Source organism: Enterocloster clostridioformis (genome assembly GCF_020297485.1).
Classification (GTDB): Bacteria; Bacillota; Clostridia; order Lachnospirales; family Lachnospiraceae; genus Enterocloster; species Enterocloster clostridioformis.
Genome location: NZ_JAIWZC010000001.1, coordinates 1,833,708 through 1,853,447 on the forward strand (window position 1 = coordinate 1,833,708; position 19,740 = coordinate 1,853,447).

Here is a 19,740-nt window from a genome sequence, read left to right on the forward strand (position 1 = left end):
CCGTCTATTGAAGGCTTTGGACACTCTCCACAATACCTTTGGAATCCAGGCCAAAAAAGCCCAACAGTTCAGGGAGGCTTCCTGCTGTCCCAAATGTTGTCATTCCTAACCTTTTAAAATGCTTCGGATGTACATTATGTTCCATCAGTGCCTCCGCCACAGCGCTTCCCAGACCACAGACCGTACCATCCTCCACTGTTATGACGCTAACGGCCCCTTCACAGCAACCCGCTAGGGTAGCTACATCCAGCGGTTTGATCGTATACATATCCAGAACCGTAACCATAATCCCCTCTTCTTTCAGCTGGTCAGCTGCCCTAGCTGCTTCAGCCACACAAGGACCACAGGCCACGATCACCGCCTCCCTGCCATAGCAGCGGACATGTATTGCCTTCCCAAACTCAAACCTCTGATTTTCTTCATAAACTACAGGCGTTGCCCCCCTACCGAGACGCAGATAAACCGGCCCCTGAAGATCTGCCGCCATTTTCACAAATGCCTTTGCAGCAACCGCATCCGCAGGACAAAGCAGCGCCATATTGGGGATAGTCCTGACAATTCCGATATCCTCTGTGCCCTGATGTGTTACCCCGTCCGTATCCCCTGACAGTCCCGACAGACCCGCGGCCACCTTTACATTGAGGTTGGGATATGCGGCAAATGTACGTATCTGCTCCAGCCCGCGCATAGAGAGGAAGGGGCTGTAACCCACGGAAAAGACACAGCAGCCTTCTGCCGCCATGGCGGCGGAAGCTGTCAGCATCCCCTGTTCGGCAATTCCAAACTCAAAATACCGGTCCGGGTACTTCTCTACAAATTCATTCAGGGCAAACGAACGATAGGTGTCTGCCGAAGTAGTTACTACATCATCCCGCATTCCTGCCAGCTCTACCAGTCCTGTACCAAAGCCTGTCCGTGTAGAAACCATCTTACTCATATTTCCCTGCCTCCTCTGCCAGCTCCTCCACTGCGATTTTATATTCCTCATCATTGGGCGCTTTCATATGCCATAGATACTGGTCTTCCATATAGGATACGCCCTTTCCCTTTACTGTTTTGGCCATGATCACAGAAGGGGTTCCTTTAGCAGCTTTAGCTGTAGTAACTGCGTCCAGGATCTCCTCCATGTTATGGCCGTCAATGGTCTGGGTATCCCATCCAAAACTTTTGAATTTCATCTCCAGATTCCCCAAATCCTGAATATCGGCAACCCTTCCCCCTGACTGCAGGCCATTGCAGTCCACAATCCATATCAGATGATCAAGATGCGCATTTCCGGCATACATAGCGCTTTCCCAGGCAATTCCTTCCTGGAGCTCCCCATCGCCGCAGATAACATAGACATAATGGCTGCTCCTGTTCTTCTTCCCAATCAGGGCCATCCCCAGTGAGGCCGCCAATCCATTTCCAAGAGAACCTGTGGTCATATCCACCCCCGGGCACTTGCGCATATCGGGATGTCCCTGCAGACTGCTGTTTAACTTCCTGTATTCCATCAGATCCTTCTCGGGAAAGAATCCCCGTTTAGCCAAAGCCGCATAGTAGATGGGACACGCGTGCCCTTTGGATAAGACAAACCTGTCCCTGTCCTTTAAGCCCGGATCGGCCGGATCAAGCTTCAAAATGTGAAAGTACATTGCCGTAATCAAATCTGCCATGGATAGACTGGGAGCCGCATGGCCTGTTTTGGCATGATAAACCATTTTAACAGCATCGAGCCGCAATTCATAGCTCTTTTTATATAAATCCCTTATCTCCTCCCGCATCCCATATCCTCCTTTCTGGAAACCACACTGCGGACCTCATTTACAATCGAATCGGTTCCAAGGCCAAATATCTCCACAAGTTCCTCATAGCTCCCGCTCTCTGTATAGCAGTCACGTATTCCGAGTCTGGATATCTCTGCCTGGATCTTCTCCTCTGCCAGGACCTCCAGTACCGCGGTTCCAAGCCCGCCAATAATTGAATGTTCCTCCACAATAACCACTGCTCCCGTTTCACCCGCTGCACGGATCACAGTCTCTCTGTCCAGCGGTTTTATTGTAAACATATCAAACAGGCTGGCCCTGATTCCCTGGGCCGCAAGAATTTCCACCGCCTTACCGGCCCTGTAAACAGATAGTCCTGCGGCAAAGATAGCCGCATCCTTTCCCTCCGAAAGCTGCTTTGCTTTTCCAATTTTAAAGTTTTCTCCTGTATCATAGATGTTCTCGTATCCGTTTCTGGGTATGCTGACATAAGCCGGTCCTTTATAATCCTCCACCAGTATTTTCACCATCCAATCCAGCATAATGCCATCGGAGGGCGACATGACCAGCATTCCGGGAATTCCCCGCATCACGTTAATATCCTCGATAGCATGGTGTGTGGCTCCATCATATCCTCCTCCCAGGCCATTGTTAGAACCTACGATACGCACATTCAATCCGGAATATCCAATCAGTGCCTTGGCGGATAATGCACACATGGAAGACGCCAGTGTGGCGAAGGTATTGACAAATGGAATAAATCCGCTGTGAGCAAACCCGGCCCCCATGGCGGCCATATTGCCTTCTGCAATTCCCACATCAAATACCCTCTCAGGATAGACCGCTGCCATCATACAGGTCTTGCTGCTGTTTGAGAGGTCGGCATCCAGAACTACTACCCTGTCATTAAGACCGGCATATTTAACAAGACTTTCACCGTAAATATCCCTTAACGCCATTCCCATCACTTTATACCTCCCAGTTCTTTCATTGCCTGCGCGTATTCTTCATCTGATACAGCCTTTCCATGGTATTTATTTGTACCTTCCATAAAAGATACCCCTCTTCCCTTAATAGTATCTGCGAGAATCACACATGGTTTCCCATTTCTCATGCTTTTTGCCTCTTCAATGGCCGTATAAATCCCGGCTATCTTATGTCCGTCACATGTCAGGACATTCCACCCAAAGGATTTCCAGCGCTCCTCCATATGATCCATGGGCATGACCTGGGCCGTGGTCCCATCTAACTGCACTTTATTCCAATCTACAATACCTATCAAATGGTCGCATCTGAACTTCACCGCAGACATGGCTGCTTCCCATATCGTCCCCTCATTTAATTCCCCGTCACCCATCACGGTAAATACATAGGCATCGTTCCCCATAAGCTGGTTGGCGCAAGCCATTCCTACTGATGCCGACAGCCCAATGCCTAAAGGTCCTGTGGACAACTCCACTCCCGGGGTTTTCGCAGAACAGGGATGCCCCTGAAGGCGGCTGCCCGGCTGCCTTAATGTATGCATTTCCTCCTTTGGAAAAAAGCCTTTTTCACAAAGGCAGCGGTAAAGCATGGGCGCTCCATGTCCTTTGGAAAGTACAATCCTGTCCCTGCCGCTGTCATACTGGTTTTTTATTGAAATATTGGCGCACTCCATGTACAGCGTTACAAGGATTTCGCACTCTGACAGCGAGCCTCCCGCGTGTCCTGTCTGCAATTCATGAAGAATTGATATAATGTCAATCCGAAACTGGCGGCAAAGTGCTTCCAGCTCTTTTTCCCTTTCCTCTGTCAACTTTATCATCTGTTCACCTCACATATCTCCTGCACTTCCTTTACACAAAGACATGGACTTGCATATACCGGCAATCCTGTGTCTTTCCTGAGAGACGCTTCCATTCCCGCCATGGAACCCTGCGCTAGAATCAATACGTCCACCTCTCCCGCCATGACCTCTGCCTCTTTTCTGATAAGATCGTCATGAAGTTCCGGCCGTCCCTGACTGTTGGCCTCATATGCCCCTTGTGCCACTCTGCCGATCACCTGGACATTCCTCCCCATATCTGCGGCCAGGCGGCGGATATAAGATGCCGTAGGCTCCATGGTGGTCGCCAGAGATGCCACCACGCCGATTCTGTCCCCATGCTGTAAAGCTTTTTTAATCATGGCCCTGTCTATACGGATAACCGGTACACTCAGTGTTTTATCTGCCGCTTCCGCAACCTCTCCCACAGAAGAACAGGCGCTGATGATCACTTTGGGATCCCACCTGGCAGCAGCCTGAAAGTAATGCATCATGCGTTCCCTCACCCTGTCCGTGACTCTGCCGTGTTCCACAACCTCCCTGATCAGACTGTCATCTGCGATATTTACTATCCTGCAATCCGGCAGCGCTGCTGAAAGTTCTTTTTTCATCGTGTTAATCAGGCCTCCCATAGAGGTATAAACCACCACAATCGTATCCATAACCGATTCCTCCATTAATCCATGTATTTGTTAAAACGAAGAACAATCTTCCCCGTCTCAGGACGCCTTTGGCCGGCAAGGGCAAAGGCCTTTTTTGTATCCTTGAAATCAAAAACATCCGTAATTATCCTGTCCGCGTGCTCCTGATACTGCCTAAAGTTTGAAATCACAGGTGCAAACTGATGCATTTGAAGTCTTGAAGCCACGATTTTCAACTGCTTTCTCATGGCCTTATAACCATCAAACATAAAGGGTACAGCCGCTACCGGCACGAATCTTCCGCATGGGGACAGCATGTCAATCGCTTCCTCATCCAACTGCACGATACCTGCGCAGTCCGCAATAATGTTAGGTCCATAGCCTCCGGTCAGTTCCATGACCCGCTCCCTGAGATTATCCCTAGTAGAATCTATTACATATGGTATTCCAATTTCTCTGGCCATCCTAAGCCTTCCGTCACTAATTTCACTAATCATTACCATTGCCCCCATATGTATAGCCGTATCTGCAAGCATGAGACCGATAGGTCCAGCCCCATATATCAGCAATGTGTCTTCTGGTGCCAGTTCAGCCCGGGCACATACCTGTGCCGCTATGGTATAAGGTTCGATCAATGCAGCTTCATTCCAGCTGATCCAGTCAGGAATCCTGTGCCACTGCCGCTCATCTGACACAAAGTATTCTTCCAGTCCCCCGGACATATTGCAGCCTGTCACTTTCACTTGTGCACACACATTTCCTTCACCTTTTAAACAGGCGTAGCATTGGCCGCAGTACGAGATCGGCTCATGGACAACACGGTCTCCTTTCTTTAAGCCTTTAACTTGCTCTCCTATCTCTGTGACAACCCCCGCAAACTCATGTCCGGGAATCCTTTTTTGTCCCATGGATTGAGAATGATGTCCCTCATAAATTTTAATATCTGTTCCACATATACCAACTGACTCAACTTGTACTTTGACAGCGGTAGGGCTGCAGATCTGCGGCTCTTCCACCTCAATGAAACCGGCAAATCTGGTATCCTCAATCATAAACGCTTTCATTTTATCCTCCTTTTTGCTATGTCAAAATCGATTCTGACGATCTCAGGTATTATTTACTGCCAGCAGCTCCCTACTCCTATAAACTAGCTCTGAGGCATCAAAAAGTATATAGTCATTATCTGTTTTTATTAACAAATTCTGTACTTTTCATGCTGTATATTTCGTTTTTTATTTGTATTTTCCGAAATAGGCCACTACATCTTAAGATGTTACTTATGCTTTTGCTTTTGCTTTATACTGCTTCTCAATGTCCAATTCTTGTCTTTTCATATTTTTTATACTATAATGAAACCAAATAAATTCTTATTCTTTAACATTACAGGGAGGAACAACCATGGGGGTTCTGATTGCTTTTTTTTTATTAATGGCAGTGTCTGGCATTGCATATATATTCTACAAAAGATATCGTTCTCTCCTTGTGACATATTCGCATGACCAAAAAGAGATAGCTGCATTGCGTTCCATTCTAGCTCTCAACCAACAGGTTCTCCAGTCAAAACTGCTGCTTGACTTGTGCTGCGGAACAGATTACAGAAAAGAAGGCATTGTAAAAAGTATTGCCTTTTTGAAACTTGAAGAACGATTAAAATGTGTGTCTGTCGTGTTAATACAGGTTCCGGTTTCCATCCAGCTCTTTTACAATCTCCACAAATCCGAGTTCAGCGATGCCCAAAAAAATCTGCTGCATACATGCCAGACCGCTTCGGACAAATATTTTCCGTCTTATTGGTTATGGGAAAATCCCGGAACAATTGTTGGTATATTGGATATGTCTAAGACACACTCAGATGACATCCGTCTTTTGGGCATGAATAAATTGGGGGTTGTACTGCAAAGCGTTTGTGCTGCCGGCAATGACAAACCTCCCATAATCGCTTTTGGAACCATCACTTCTTCCATTGAAGAGCTTCATCACTCCTATAGCGCTGCCGCGGAACTTTTAAATCACAAGATCCATAATCATCTGATCGTTCCCTATTGCTATGAGGAGTTTCAGCGTTCGGAAGTGCAGTTCGATTATAACAAGCAACAACTTCTTTCCAGATATATCCGCCTGGGCAAATCACCGGAGGCCGAGGACTTTCTCAAGTCCTATTTTTCCGTTATCCACGCCAATCCCAATACCTCTGTTGCATCGGTAAAAGAGACAGCATCACAAATTATCAATGTAATAATAGAGACAACAAAAGATATGCCTGTTATTTATGCAGACTGCGTAAAACTTCAAGAACAGGTTCTGGAGGATCTGAACAGAATGACAAAAGTACATGATTTTGGTCAACTTCTTCTACCTCTTGTTCAGGATGTATGCGGCCTTGTTCTGGCAGCCAGCGCTAATAAAGGGAAAGTAAAGATTGACCATCTGATAAAATGGATGAGTGAGAATTATAATTCAGACATTTCTCTTGAAACCATGGCCACCTATATCGGATGCAGCCCAGCTTATACAAGCAAACTATTTAAAAAAGAAACAGGATGCGATATCATCACATATTTGTCCGGTCTGCGCATTGAACATGCGAAAAAACTACTCTGCACAACACAAATAACTATTGCTGAAGTCGCAGCCTTTGTAGGCTTTAATAATCAACAGACTTTTATACGTAATTTTAAAAAGCTGACCGGTCTGACCCCCACTGAATACCGCAGTCTCCCGGATGACTTACATATATCTGAGGAATCCTGACACATTGACCTGTACCGCATTGCCAGTTGGGTAATTTTTCAGGTACATTAAAAGAAAGGGGCTGTCGCATCAATGATTAGGAAATCATAGATACGACAGCTTCGTTTTGCCCTCTTTTTCCGAAATATCCCCTTAATATTATACCTCTTTAGAAAAATAGCAAACTTTAATAAACCTTTTGTTGAAAAAAGGTTCTCTTTCAGGATCCTGTTTTGAACTGTCTAAATCAGGTGGCTTGTTTTAGTAGGAATAAATGCAGCCCTGTCCTTCCTGCCTGGATTTTGTGATGGAGTTTATTGATGTTATATCCGATCGCCAACAGGATACTTCTTTCATTGAAACGTATAGCACTTTCTGACGATCTTCCAGTGGTGTTTTGCAGTTGTTTCCTTTTATACATTCTGCCTTGAAAGGACATGAAATCTCATAGTTCTGGGGTTTGATATAGCTCAGCTGGCCGTTCCCTTTGAGAAATAGATAATTCTCCTCACTTTCATACCCTGCATCCGCTACGATCTCCTGATATTTAAACGAAAGGTACGCTTCCATCTCTTTCAGAAATGGGATCAGTGTCCTTGAATCGGTAGGCCGGGGACTGATATCCAGCCATGTGATGTATTCCGAATCTACTCCATGCTGAAGATTATAAGCTGGTTTCAACTGCCCATTGAGCATGGCATCTTCCTTCATTCGCATAAAGGTTGCATCCGGGTCTGTTTTGGAATAACTATTGCGTTCTCCACACACATAGAGTTTTTTACTGTATTCTTTGAGTTTGCTTATGTAGGTTTCCAGTATTTCAATCGATTTCTGGAGATGGTTTTTTCTGCGTCCCGTTCCATGGACAAATACAATCCCTTCCTCAGCCTGATCCTGTACAGCTTTTTTCGCAGTCTCTTTAAGGTATGAAGGGAGACTTTCCGATGACAGACGCTCCTGAGCCCGTAAAGATTTTCACATTATTCCACAAGGAGAAGGATCTTATCAAAAGGGTTTGCCTGATTTTTCTTTATCTTTCTATAAGTCTGATAAAGATCGCTGAGTTCCATTCCCTCCACAAAAGCACTCAGAAGAATATTTGTAAACATTTTGGAAGAAGCAGTATTTCCATGAAGAAAAATGGATCCAACATAGTCCTGCAGGATCTCCAGTATTTTTGGCGGCAGAATATCAGTTGCTTTATAATAGCCCAATGTGCACCTCCTAAGATTTCTTTAGGATTAGCAAAGGCTATATTAATTTTTAAACATAGCCTTTGCTATGCACACATCTTGTTAACTGCCATGATAGTTAAGCCTCCTTCCCTTAATGGAATAAGTATAATGCCTGCTCTACAAAAAATCAATGATGAGTCATGAAGTCCTGCTACCTTGATACGCTGTTTATTGCGGTTATTGGAACCTGTTTGCATAAGGGATAATTTGCGTTGCTCTTTGGCAAGTTTGGCTTCTGATTGTCTGTAATATCTTGATTGAAATTCAGGATAGTATTATCAGACCATTGTGCTTTTGTGCCGGTTTAGAATTATTTGCTTCAACTAACTAAGCCTGTTTTACTTAAAGCATGAACAACCGGCTTATAGAGCAAAAATGTAAAAGCTGCATTTAATCCGCCTTTTAATAGGTTGAACGGAAGGAATGCTGGAAGCAGTAACTGCACCACAGCTTCTCGGGGATATCCCATATAAATGAGGGTAATCAAATAATTCCATAAAAGCATAATGCAAATCATCGTAAAACACCCTGCCGCCAATCCAATGATGGCCTCCTGCAAAGTTTTTTCTTCTTGTAGATTGCCGAAGCAACACCGGCAAAAGAACAGGAGGATAATATATTCATGATACAGCCTAAAATCCCAGTCTCACTTATTGTCATCATTTCAATGGTTGATACAATTACTGATACACAAAATGATGCCATTGGCCCGAAGTGAGATTATCGCTCCTGCTATGCTTAGATTATTTTTGCACGCGGAAAACAGTTGTATATAAATGGTGGTTTGGCAGATAAGAAAACCGATTTGCTGGTATTGCTGTTCTTCTTTATATATTGAACAGCTTCTTTGGAATTGGAAGCACTTACCCTCGCCGGCTTGGATGAAAAGCAGGATAATCCCGGCTCTTTATTAACACATTGCTGCCGCCTGTATTCCTGCGATTGCGCCATCAGCAACTGCTGTAGCTACCTGCCTTACTTTCTTTACACAGATATCTCCAGCAGCAAATACTCCCGGAATTTCTGTCTGCATCAATTCATCCACTGGAATATATCCGTTTTCTAACTTCAATTCCGCGTATATCTGAGTGTTCGGAACAATTCCTGCATAAACAAATACTCCGCACTCTGCATCTTTTACAATCTGTTTCTTTCCTGTTTTGTTGTCCGTAAATTCAAGTTCCTCAACTCTTTCGTTACCATATACTGCTGTGAGACTTGAATGTGGCATGATTTCAATGTTATGGAGCGCGGCAACTTTATCTTTGAATTCCTGTATACATACAAGTTCATCTTCCACGCATACGATTGTTACCTTTTCTGCAATTCCAGCCAGATAAATGGCTTCCTTTACTGCTCCATCTGCTCCACCAATGATATAGATATTCTTCCCCTTATAATCAGGACCATCTTTTGGTGCGTTTAATCGGACACCTTTCAGATTTTCACCTGGAATTCCTAACATACGGCCAGAACCACCATTGGCGAGAATTACGGTTTTACATTCATAACTTTCTTTATCTGTAACGACTTTCTTAATTTTACCCATGAACTTTGTTTCTGTCACTTTTTCATAGCGAATCTCTACACCGGCACTAAGTGCTTGCTCTTTCATACGTTCAGCAAATGTCTTACCAGATTCTTCTTTCATGATTGCCGTATAGTGCGTAACTGTCGAGACAGTTCCAATCAAACCGCCAACCTGACCCCTTTCCAACATCAGAATCCTTTTTCCTCTGCTTTTTCCATAAATAGCTGCACTGATACCAGCTGGTCCGGCTCCAATAATAATTATATCATACATTTGAATATCCTCCTGCTGCTTACATAAAAATATTGCCTTATTTATATAATTATCCCACTGATTCTACAATCTGATTTAAGTTTTCTTCATTTCAGGAATCCTTGATTGATAGCATATGCAATATTCTCAGATTTTACCCTTTACCAACATTAAATTCATAATATTTGCAGCGCACGCAGCAAACATTTCTGCAATCACCAGCGGAAACAGATCCGAATATACTATGTGATGAAGCGGCAGGTCGGATTACAAAATATATTATTTTAATACCCTTTATTTCCATTCCCCTGATATTATCCATATTTAGACAGTTCCGTATAAGGGAGTATGCTTTTACTAAACATTAAGTTGTGGCTAATATTATACATTCGACCGGTTTACAGGGAACCACACACAGACCATGAAATGGACTGCTGACAAAGCCAAAGGTGACAAAACCAAAATCTAAAAAATCAAAAAGGGTACTTGAAAAAATCAAGTACCCCGTGTATAATTTACTTAGAAGTAATCAAAAGACTTTGGTGCGTCTGATGATTGTGCTTCGGATAACTACATAATTTTTAGTTATGGGCTATCCTCTATGCCAGTAGAGGATAGCTATTTTTTGTCATGATGATTATCTATGTAAGTTAATGCCGCAAAAATCGCCAGCACTAATGTCAACACTTCAAGTGTATTCATGTTACATTTCCTCCTTCAACTATTTCCGAAGGAAATCATCAGACTATCCTCTGACTTCTGTTCAATTATACATAAAGATTCTATCATGCAAAAGAGACAAACACAATGATTTTACCAAATTAGTCTAGAAATCCTTTAACCCTTTTGTAGATAACTTTTGTATTTTTCCTTCAGGGATGTACATTTTCAATCCTTATGGTGATGGCTTTATTTAGAAATCTATCGCCATGAATAATTCAGGATTAGTAATGACAATCCATTTATTTACCATTCAGATGCCAATGTCATTTAGTTAAGTGAGCTTTGCTATAGACTGTGAAGTCATTTTGAGGGAAAAGGGGTAATAACTGATGAAAAACACGATAGATCCGTCTGTCGTACAGATGGGCAAGGAAAAAAAACTGAATATACGGCTGACTTGTTATGGATGGCACGACAAACAGACAGACCAATGTCTGCCGTTAAAAAACTGCATAGGGAAGGGATCTGTCTCTCAGTCCACCCGATAGAGGAAACTGACGGTATGTCCATATTTGATATTCCGCTTGTAATGCCGGCTTCTCCTGACCGGCAGGAGGTATCTCCCGATCAGCGCTTCCACATCCGGCTGGTATGCCCAAGAAAGCATCTTGAGGAATTTGTGGCAGATCCGAATTGCCATCGTGTAGTTTAGCTGGTACTCATGCTTTGTATCCTTCTGTTGCACAACGCCATGCCCTGTGATGACCTCACAGAGATTGTACAGTGTCAGCCTTGCCCATATCTCCTGAAGGATAAAATCCGGCTTTTTGCTGTGGAAATTGACCATTCCAATGGAGTATTTTAATTCGCGGAAAGCCGTTTCCAGACTCCACCGTTTATCGTAAAGCTCCCGGATTTTTTCCAGAGGGAACGGATCCGGTGGAAGGTTGGTGACGATACACTCATCCCCACCCCCAGGCAGTCTGAAACGGACGAACCGGAGTGCCATGGTGTATATGCCGTCCGCCCCGTAGTCAAGGAAATCAAAGGAAACGTTTTTCCCAATGAATTTCGTTTCCCCGGGGAGGGATTTGAGGTGCTTGGTCTGCCTTCAGATCAGATTCAGCGTCACGGTAAGGTCAAACACACCGGAGCTGGGAAGCGGGAGCCGCCCAGCCAGCCCCTTGGAGGCGACATCCTTGGTGCGGATAAGGAAGAAGCCGCCCTTTTCTATGACATGGGCAAAGGTGTTAAAGTAAGAGAAGCCCCTGTCAGCGATCCAGATGGTGTGCGGGGCCTCCGAATCCGGGTAACGATCCACCATATCGCAAAAGGCGCGGAACTCATCCTTTGCATGACATGGATGGATGACGGCATCCGTATAGACCCTGCTGCCGAGTTCATACAGGGCGTTCAGATGGACGGAGCAGATACCGCCGTTTGAGCGTCCGGGTTTCTGGTAGTAATCTTCCAACAGCGGGTTGCTGGTAAAATTGATGTCAGTGCCATCTGCTGCAAGGAGCCGGAAACCATTGCGGGAAGCTTTAGGGGGGTCATTGAAGTGATGGAAAATGTAAGAAAGCGCATCGGGGAGGAGTTTATCACTCTGCTGGATCAGGGCGGAGGCAGTCGGAATTTCCGGTTCAACATACTGGAAATAATCTATGAGTTCGGAATTAAGGGACTGCCCGCCCATAGAGAGGATGAGACTGACCGTATTTTTAAAATTTAGTTTACGGTCACGGGTAAAATCGGTTGCTGGATTCCTGACAAATGAGGAAATATCCTTAGCCATGTCAGAAACTATGCCCAAGAGGGAAGATTTAACAGTTTCAGGGGATCTTAGCATAAAATGCGCCTCCTTGTAGTTTTGATAATCGTGAATGGGAAAACACGTCTTAAATCGGATAGGGGAGATTTTAACCTCCCCTTCCACACCACGTAGCGTACCGTTCGGTACTACGCGGTTCAATAGTTTACTCGGACTTTCAGATAGTGGGCAGTCATATCGGGATAACCAAGTCTGTCCACTATGATTCTTTTGGTGAGTGCCGAGTTGAGCATTCCCGCCGCTCTCCACACTCCCTTTCGGCAGTTCGCCATCTCATGCACCTTCCACTCTGGTAAATGTAACGCCCGCAACATTTTATATCTTGTGCGTACCTTCTTCCATTGTTTCCAGTACACCGCTCGGATTCTGTGGCGCAGCCACTCATCCGTCTGTTCCATCAGGCTTTTCATGTCTGCATATCGATAATAGTTAATCCATCCCCTTGCATAGCTTCGGAGTTTTTCTTCCCTCTCCTGATTGCTCCATTTGTTCCCTCTGGTTGTCAGCTCCCGTATCCGGTTCTTCATTTTTGCCACCGACTTCGGGTGTATCCTCATGCGGCATTTCCCTTTATGCCGGTAAAAGCCGTAGCCCAGGTATTTTATCTTGCTGACGTGGCTCACTGTCGTTTTCTGAAGATTGACTTTCAGAAACACTTTTCCTGTGATGAATGGCACAATGTTTTCCATTGTCCTCTCTGCGCTTTTCCTGCTTTTGCACAGAATCAGGCAGTCATCCGCATACCTCACATACTTGTGTCCCCTGCGCTCCAGTTCCTTGTCCAACTCATTCAGCATGACATTTCCACATAAGGGACTTAGCGGGCCTCCCTGCGGCACGCCCTCGGTCGTTGCGTGAAATCCTCCGTCCTCCATTACTCCGGCTTTCAGGTACTTGTGTATCAGCGAGATTACCCTCCCGTCCTTCACCGTCCTCGACAGCACCTCTATCAGCTTGCTGTGGTTCACCGTGTCAAAGTAGGATTGTAAATCCATGCTGACCACGTAGACATATCCTTCGTTGATATATTTCCTACATCTTTCCAGTGCGTCATGCGCCCCTCTGCCGGGACGGAATCCGATGCTGTTGTCAGAGAACTGTTCTTCATATAAGGGCGTCAGTTCCTGTGCGATTGCCTGTTGGATTACCCTGTCTACCACTGTGGGTATCCCCAGTTTCCTTGTTTTTCCTTTCTCCTCTTTGGGTATTTCTACCCTTCGGACTGGGTTTGGCTTGTATTTGCCTTCCCTCACCTGCTCGACCAATTCGGACTGGTGTTCTCTCAGGTAGGGTAGAAGTTCATCCACCTGCATTCCGTCAATCCCACCAACGCCTTTGTTCGTTTTGACCTTCTTATAGGCGGCATTTAGATTGTCGCTTCTAAGAATCGTATCTAGCAGGTTGTCCGTCCGAAAGTCCGTGTTGGTGTCGGGGTTCCCGGTAATCCTTTCATGGGCGTACTCTCCTGTTTCCCTTCCCTGTTCCGCAGGTATCTCTCGCAGGTAGTCCTCAATATGAAGTTGTCTGTACTTAATTCCATGTCCGGTTTCCATTTGGTAACGACACCTCCTACTGTTCAGTCCTTCCCGGTGCGTTTGCGACCGCCCGGTACTATGACCTCTGCTGACTTCTCACGGCAAGCTTTACTCCGTGACAGCGAATGTTTTATCGCCACTTTCACGTCCGTGAGACCTCCCCGGGTACTCACACGTTCTTTCCCACTTATACCTGCCCCGTTTACTGCTGGCGTTCCGTGCAGTTATTGGACTTTAGTTTGTTAGGCAACCTCATCCACGCTTCACAGCCTATCCGGACAACTTTTACAGGCCAGTGGTTTGCCTCCGGCTTCCTTCAGACCCCACCTCACGATGACGCCCTTGCCATTGGCTGCACCCTTCCCACTGCCGGGCGGGTCAGGGACTTTCACCCGTTAGAACGTGCGCCCGCCGGGCGCACCTACAAGGGCCGCTTTCGCTGCAAGGATTTTCAGCGAAAGCGGCTGCACATTTTGACTGAATTGTCAACGACCTTTTTTTAAATCGCAAAAAATTTGGTTAGACCCTAAAACCGGAATCTAAGCAACGAGCTTAACTAAATGACATTGGTTTGTTGTAGTGTTAGCTGTCGTATGTGAAAAATAAACAAAAATATATTTAATATTAACCAAAATGTTTTCCAGCGGTAGTTTTTGCAGCACCTAAAGATGAACGTGAGTTAATCGAAATTCATGTAGAGAATCAGGATCAGATAATGGAATTTTATAATTCTTCAAAATATAATCCTGATTACCGCTATTCATTCATTTATCCAAATCCAGTACAACCAAGAATTCTTTGTCCTAAATGTGGGAACAACACTTATAAAGGGTATACTAACGATTTGGAATGGGGTGCTGACCCGAAGCCCTGTCCTGATGATCCTAATTTAATATCAGATATCTGTACGTATTATCATCACTATGCTTGGTCGGCATGCACGACATGCGGATACACATCCCCTAAAACTTTCCAGGGGATTCGATTGCTGAGAATTGAATGTCATGTTGAAGCTTGGGATTCAGTTATTTTTTGGGCCAAGCCAGGAAAAAGTTTGGCAGCTGGGGATAACCCGCACGAAGTCATGTCAACATGGGGCTATTGATTAGGAGATTGCAGATGATGATTATATGAAACGGTTGATATTCGTATTTCTTGCTGTTGGCGTGCTCGGTATGCTTTGCTTTGTTTCTATCTACAAAAAAGACGTATTACCTCAACCAACTTTCCCGTTAGATGAAGAAGTGATTATCGTTGCGTTGGAAAAATCTGGGTTGCCAGGAATACTTTCCGAATCGGAAACCACTTCTTTGGCTGAAGGGCAAAGAATGCATATTGTGCGCAGCCCAACTATAACTTATTCAGATACAATTAGTACAGAGGAAGCCAATGCCAATCCCAGCACAAAATTGTTAATTGCGGGTATTTCCTCTGTAACTATCGAGGGCGAACGGGTGTTAATTACAGTATTTGATCAGATAGATGTCTCAGAGCAAATGTCGTGGGAGGACTGGAAACAACAAATCGTATTCGCTACGTTGCTTTATGGTGGTTTCGAGGATGAAGAGCAGGTTTATCAGGCTTTTGCAGGCAAAGAACTTCCATATGGTGAAAATGCATTTCGACGATGGGACGCTCAGCTTCCGGGGGGATACTGTACGGTGACGTATCGTACCTCTAACGAAACCAGTAATCCAACGCAAAAACGGCATGCCTTGATGGATGTAAATATCTATAAATCTCAAGCACTCTATCAAAGGCTTCAGAAGCCCACTACACAGGTCGTACCATAGTAAATAACGAGAGATTCAATAACCAGCTTGACAGTCTAAAGCCCTCCGCAGAAATTGTGGAGGGCTTTAAATTTCTTTATTCAGTTGTTGACCTATAGTAAGCGCTTTATAATCGACCGGATAGCAAAACTCCAACTTTTGTGAGATACTTCAGATACTTGGAGTAATTCACTTCATATCTGGTTCTCAGATTCACAAAAGCTATGCTTCAATCTCTCAGCTTCTGTCGCTTTTGGTGTACCTGATTACTCTAAAGTCTCACATTGGAGGATATGAATCAAATGAGTACAACTTCAAACAATGAGCAATGGCTGGAACTGATCACACAGTGCAGGGCCAGTGGCCTTACTGACCGCCAATGGTGCATACAAAACGGGATTCCCGCCAGCACGTTTTACTATCATATCCGGGCTCTGCGCAAAAAAGCCTGTGAGATCCCGGCAGCAGCAGATACGGCTGTGCAAAAACAGGAAGTAGTCCAGCTCCCACTTTGGAAGACGGAACAGGATCCTGCTGAAACAGCTCCTTTATCTATGCCGTCGATCCGCCTTCAGATGCAGGGTGTCCGTATCGAGATCCACGAACAGGCTGGAGCTGAAGTGATCCGCAATACTTTGCTTGCCCTGCGTCAGCTGTGTTAGACGATCTGTCCGGTGTGGCGAAATTTTACCTGGTCACGGGGTTATTCTTATGATATTTTTATCCTCATCATTTCTGAGAATAGCTGTATTTGAGCGTTTTTACATCATAAATGATGAGGATAACATTTTTCATCTTAACCCACAGATACGTGCCATTTCTTCTTCATCATCTGGCCACAATGGTTTCTCATCCGTTGATAAACTTCCTGTCTCCATTGCTTTTCGCATCATTTCTATAGAAGGGACAGCATAGATTCGTGTTGTTTCTGTCGAAGAATGTCCCAGTATCCTGGAAACAAGCTCTAGTTCTGTTCCATCCTGATATAGATTTGTTGCACGCGTTCTACGCAGCATGTGTGGATAGCAGTGTTCTGGAAAATCTGGGTACTGTGACCGTATCTGAGACGCATACTTTTTTATGATGCGTTCTACATTTCCTACAGACATCCTGTCTTTTCGGCCTTTGATCATTGTATAGATCAAGGGCAGGTCAGGAATGATTGTTGGATGATAGAGGTTCAGATAATTCTTTAAATGACGGACTGTTTTTTCTGTGATAGCAACGATTCTTTCTTTATCACCCTTTCCATATATCCTCAGATATGGTATTTCCGCATTGAGATTTACAGAAGATACATCCAGGGATAATAATTCGGAGACTCTAATGGCAGAATCATAAAGCAGTATCAGAATCAGCTGATCCCGTTGACCAATCTTTGTGTGGGGTGGTGCTGTAAGTAATGCTTTAAGAGCTTCTTCCGATATCACCTCCCGTGTCAGCTTAGGTACTTTGAGAAAAGGAACTCTCGATGCTGTCAAAGCTACTGTCTGCAGGGAAATATCACTGTCTGCAGCATACCATAGGTATGCTCTGATTGCAGCTAACCTGTTGTTGCATGTTGTTTCAGCATTACCACTTTGTTTTAGGAACTCTATGTATGACAATAAAAAATCATGTGTACAGTCTTCAAACCCGAATGACCGTATCGACAGGTGCCTGATATCTGTTACATATCGCCTGAAAACTGTCAATGCATCCCGATATGTTTCAACCGTGTTTCTACTTTTTAATACTTGATCCGGGAGATAATGCTCAAGAAATTCGAGGGTCTTCGAAAAAAACAGTTTTTTCTGAGATTTTTTTCTATTCATAAGCATTTACCTCTGGGATCACATATCTTCCAGTTTCATCTTTATCCCTGATGATACGGAATGCTTCAGCAACCTGATGATAATAATAGAATGTTTCATCCGGGCTCTGATGACCCAGGTACCGGCTGAGGAAGGGGAGCATTTCTTTTAAAGGAACCCCTTCTTCCATCCACAGATTCATTCTTTTAACTACAAAAGCATGGCGAAGACAATGGACTGTCGGAGCCTTGTCACATGATTCTGCAAAAGGTGTTAATGCCCAGAAATCACGAAACTTTTTATCGATTGTACCAACACTGAGGCACTTATCTGTCTCCCGCGCTGGGAAAACCCAGTCTGACAGACAATGGTATTTATCGCGCAGCACTTTAGCGTATGCCTGTAACAGTTCAGTCAGATCTGTGGCCATGTAGATCAATCGGTCTTTGTGACCTTTCGACTGATATATGGATTGTTCCGTATTGAAGATCCACATCCTTCCAATACAGCTTCCTGGCTTCTGAAATACGCAGACCACAGCAATAGATAAGCCGAAAGATCACTTTATACTCGGTAACTAATCTATGAAATCCTGTCGCTTTTATAGCAGGAACACAATCGTCAACTGCTTCAAAGAACGCTTTTATTTCAGCTTCTGACAGGATGTGAACTACGTTTTTCTCTGCCTTGTAGAAATTTGATGGAATATATGCTTCCATACCCAGTGAAGTCAGAAACAGCGCAAACTGCCGTAGTACAGATGTCCTGGAAGAGCATGTGGCAAGAGCTTCGCCATCACGCAATGTCCCCCATTCCTTTACAAGATCCCTGCTTAAGCAAGGTTCTGTAACTGCGCTTTCTATGCAAAAGGCATCAAAGCGTTTCAGTTTCCATTCTTCGCTTTCATATATAAAACCTACAGCCCGTTTTTCGCTTATAAACTTTTCAAGATATGGTGCGAAACAGCTTTTGAACTAGTATAACTCGATTTAAATAAGCTTACAATTTAAGCATTGGTAGTAATCTGATTTCTTGGCTTACGTGTCCGTGCTTTGGGCGCACGTTTCCCTTGGTTTTCAGGATAATAATGTAAACTTATTAAAATTGAGTTATACTAGTATTCACCCATCTTCATGCCAGCCCTCCTCTCAAAAGGAGCCCTGTACTCTCCAGTGATAATCCACATTTCCTGCTTCTTTCATCATCCAGAAGCAGATACTTCATGACACTTGTGGAATCACGGTGTCCAAGTGCATCCATTACATCATCAATCCCTGCATGGTTCCGCAAGAGATTCGTGGCAGATGTCCTACGGGTCACATGAAAACCGCCGCCTTTTACATCTTTTCGTTCAGGAAGGATACGCCAAAGCGCTTTGGTACATATCTTACCTGTAAGTTTTCCATAAGGAGCTTTTGACCTTATGAAAATGTATCCGCTATTATTCCGGGGTCTTCCTTTGGTTATATACAGATATAACGCATTGCCCACTTCAACAGGCATGGGAAGGGTGATCTGAGTCCTGGTTTTTTTCATGATTATTGAAATCTGTCGTTTTTTCCAGTCTATGTCCTGAAAACGGAGAGAAAGAACATCATACGCCCTCATTCCCATCCGCAGACCAAGTAATACTATCGCAATATCACGAAGTTCTACAGGGGTATTATGTTCTGTACGGAATGTATGAATTCTTTGAATCTGCTCATCAGATAATACATCAATGATCTTATCGCACGGAGCGGTACCGGTCATCAAACATAGATCCAGCTTGTGTACATCTGTATATCCGTTTTCATCAAGAAAACGAAGAAATGCCCTTACAATGACAAAGCGTCCTGCTCTTCCCGCAAAAGTGGCATGCTCATCATGTAATGAAAAATCTTTTACAACAGCGAATGAAAGATTCTTGAAACTTTCATAGCCATGATCAAGCAAAAACATACAAAAACGGGTACAGGAATACATGTAACTATCGATTGTACCTGGCTCTCGAAACTCACGTCTTTTCTGTTCCAAAAGACCTTCTATTGGCTCTCTGCACCATAATGGCAGTTTATCGAAACTGATAGGCTGGTATCTGTACTTACCATTCGGATGGATATCACCAGTAAGGGTATAATCTTCATAAAATTTCAGAACACGCCTCCAGTGGAGCCATGAAGTCCCCATTGTTTTTCTGATTTCTGCGAACCAGATCCACATGAT

At 44.3% G+C, this 19,740-nt stretch carries 19 protein-coding genes and 2 pseudogenes; 6 read left to right on the forward strand and 15 right to left on the reverse strand.

Annotated elements, in window-relative coordinates; all coding sequences use genetic code 11:
• Positions 1-4: 4 nt before the first annotated feature.
• From LA360_RS09190 to LA360_RS09215, 6 genes are read right to left on the reverse strand one after another with little or no spacing between them, the layout of a single operon-like run.
• Positions 5-937 carry a transketolase family protein gene (locus LA360_RS09190; RefSeq protein ID WP_089775461.1) on the reverse strand — a complete coding sequence of 311 codons (933 nt, stop codon included), beginning with the start codon at positions 935-937 and terminating at the stop codon, positions 5-7.
• Positions 930-1,766 (reverse strand): transketolase, encoded by an 837-nt coding sequence (locus LA360_RS09195; protein WP_002595747.1) that lies wholly within the window; start codon positions 1,764-1,766, stop codon positions 930-932. Before LA360_RS09195 ends, LA360_RS09190 begins: the two co-directional genes overlap by 8 nt.
• Positions 1,751-2,713 (reverse strand): transketolase family protein, encoded by a 963-nt coding sequence (locus tag LA360_RS09200; protein WP_057572069.1) that lies wholly within the window; start codon positions 2,711-2,713, stop codon positions 1,751-1,753. The genes LA360_RS09195 and LA360_RS09200 overlap by 16 nt, the downstream gene beginning before the upstream one ends.
• The gene (locus LA360_RS09205; RefSeq protein ID WP_170321150.1) at positions 2,713-3,543 is read right to left on the reverse strand and encodes a transketolase; all 831 of its coding nucleotides are present in this window, start codon (positions 3,541-3,543) and stop codon (positions 2,713-2,715) included. The genes LA360_RS09200 and LA360_RS09205 overlap by 1 nt, the downstream gene beginning before the upstream one ends.
• A 5-nt stretch (positions 3,544-3,548) precedes the next feature.
• Complete coding sequence (locus tag LA360_RS09210) at positions 3,549-4,214, reverse strand: aspartate/glutamate racemase family protein (protein WP_057572071.1); 666 nt, start codon at positions 4,212-4,214, stop codon at positions 3,549-3,551.
• Between the two features lie 14 nt (positions 4,215-4,228).
• On the reverse strand, positions 4,229-5,257 hold the full coding sequence (locus LA360_RS09215; RefSeq protein WP_089775465.1) for a zinc-dependent alcohol dehydrogenase: 1,029 nt from the start codon (positions 5,255-5,257) through the stop codon (positions 4,229-4,231).
• Positions 5,258-5,591: 334 nt separating this feature from the next.
• Between LA360_RS09215 and LA360_RS09220 the strand changes: the two genes are divergently transcribed.
• Positions 5,592-6,944, forward strand: a complete 1,353-nt coding sequence (locus LA360_RS09220) for a helix-turn-helix transcriptional regulator (protein WP_089775467.1) — start codon at positions 5,592-5,594, stop codon at positions 6,942-6,944.
• Between the two features lie 226 nt (positions 6,945-7,170).
• Here LA360_RS09220 and LA360_RS32110 read toward each other — a convergent pair.
• The 5 genes and pseudogenes from LA360_RS32110 to LA360_RS09250 form a co-directional block, all read right to left on the reverse strand.
• A pseudogene (locus LA360_RS32110) lies at positions 7,171-8,005 on the reverse strand (transposase); the annotation flags it as partial.
• A 472-nt stretch (positions 8,006-8,477) separates the two neighbouring features.
• Positions 8,478-8,717 (reverse strand): ECF transporter S component, encoded by a 240-nt coding sequence (locus tag LA360_RS09235; RefSeq protein ID WP_138262799.1) that lies wholly within the window; start codon positions 8,715-8,717, stop codon positions 8,478-8,480.
• 351 nt (positions 8,718-9,068) lie between these two features.
• Positions 9,069-9,962 carry an NAD(P)/FAD-dependent oxidoreductase gene (locus LA360_RS09240; RefSeq protein WP_057572077.1) on the reverse strand — a complete coding sequence of 298 codons (894 nt, stop codon included), beginning with the start codon at positions 9,960-9,962 and terminating at the stop codon, positions 9,069-9,071.
• Positions 9,963-11,136: 1,174 nt separating this feature from the next.
• On the reverse strand, positions 11,137-11,613 hold the full coding sequence (locus LA360_RS09245) for a transposase (protein ID WP_057572078.1): 477 nt from the start codon (positions 11,611-11,613) through the stop codon (positions 11,137-11,139).
• 102 nt (positions 11,614-11,715) lie between these two features.
• A complete protein-coding gene (locus LA360_RS09250) occupies positions 11,716-12,240 on the reverse strand; it encodes a transposase (RefSeq protein WP_225537744.1) in 525 nt (174 codons plus the stop codon).
• Between LA360_RS09250 and LA360_RS09255 the strand changes: the two genes are divergently transcribed.
• Positions 12,169-12,336, forward strand: coding sequence for a hypothetical protein (locus LA360_RS09255; RefSeq protein ID WP_225537808.1), 168 nt, complete (start codon positions 12,169-12,171; stop codon positions 12,334-12,336). The genes LA360_RS09250 and LA360_RS09255 overlap by 72 nt on opposite strands.
• 236 nt (positions 12,337-12,572) lie before the next feature.
• Here the strand turns inward: LA360_RS09255 and ltrA are convergent, their stop codons facing one another.
• A complete protein-coding gene (gene ltrA / locus LA360_RS09260; protein ID WP_166433710.1) occupies positions 12,573-13,988 on the reverse strand; it encodes a group II intron reverse transcriptase/maturase in 1,416 nt (471 codons plus the stop codon).
• Positions 13,989-14,209: 221 nt separating this feature from the next.
• Between ltrA and LA360_RS09265 the strand changes: the two genes are divergently transcribed.
• From LA360_RS09265 to tnpA, 4 genes are all read left to right on the forward strand, one after another.
• Entirely contained in the window at positions 14,210-14,473 is a 264-nt protein-coding gene (locus LA360_RS09265) for a hypothetical protein (RefSeq protein ID WP_146774979.1), read from the forward strand.
• Positions 14,474-14,685: 212 nt separating this feature from the next.
• The gene (locus LA360_RS09270) at positions 14,686-15,075 is read left to right on the forward strand and encodes a hypothetical protein (RefSeq protein ID WP_138262797.1); all 390 of its coding nucleotides are present in this window, start codon (positions 14,686-14,688) and stop codon (positions 15,073-15,075) included.
• A gap of 25 nt (positions 15,076-15,100) precedes the next feature.
• A complete protein-coding gene (locus LA360_RS09275) occupies positions 15,101-15,763 on the forward strand; it encodes a hypothetical protein (RefSeq protein ID WP_002593906.1) in 663 nt (220 codons plus the stop codon).
• A 272-nt stretch (positions 15,764-16,035) separates the two neighbouring features.
• Entirely contained in the window at positions 16,036-16,404 is a 369-nt protein-coding gene (gene tnpA, locus LA360_RS09280; protein WP_112482989.1) for an IS66 family insertion sequence element accessory protein TnpA, read from the forward strand.
• 129 nt (positions 16,405-16,533) lie between these two features.
• Here tnpA and LA360_RS09285 read toward each other — a convergent pair whose 3' ends face one another.
• From LA360_RS09285 to LA360_RS09295, 3 genes and pseudogenes are all read right to left on the reverse strand, one after another.
• On the reverse strand, positions 16,534-17,556 hold the full coding sequence (locus tag LA360_RS09285; protein WP_022201328.1) for a tyrosine-type recombinase/integrase: 1,023 nt from the start codon (positions 17,554-17,556) through the stop codon (positions 16,534-16,536).
• Positions 17,549-18,254, reverse strand: a pseudogene (locus LA360_RS29610) (tyrosine-type recombinase/integrase). The gene LA360_RS09285 and the pseudogene LA360_RS29610 overlap by 8 nt, the downstream one beginning before the upstream one ends.
• Positions 18,255-18,666: 412 nt before the next feature.
• Entirely contained in the window at positions 18,667-19,737 is a 1,071-nt protein-coding gene (locus tag LA360_RS09295) for a tyrosine-type recombinase/integrase (protein ID WP_112482987.1), read from the reverse strand.
• Between the last annotated feature and the right edge of the window lie 3 nt (positions 19,738-19,740).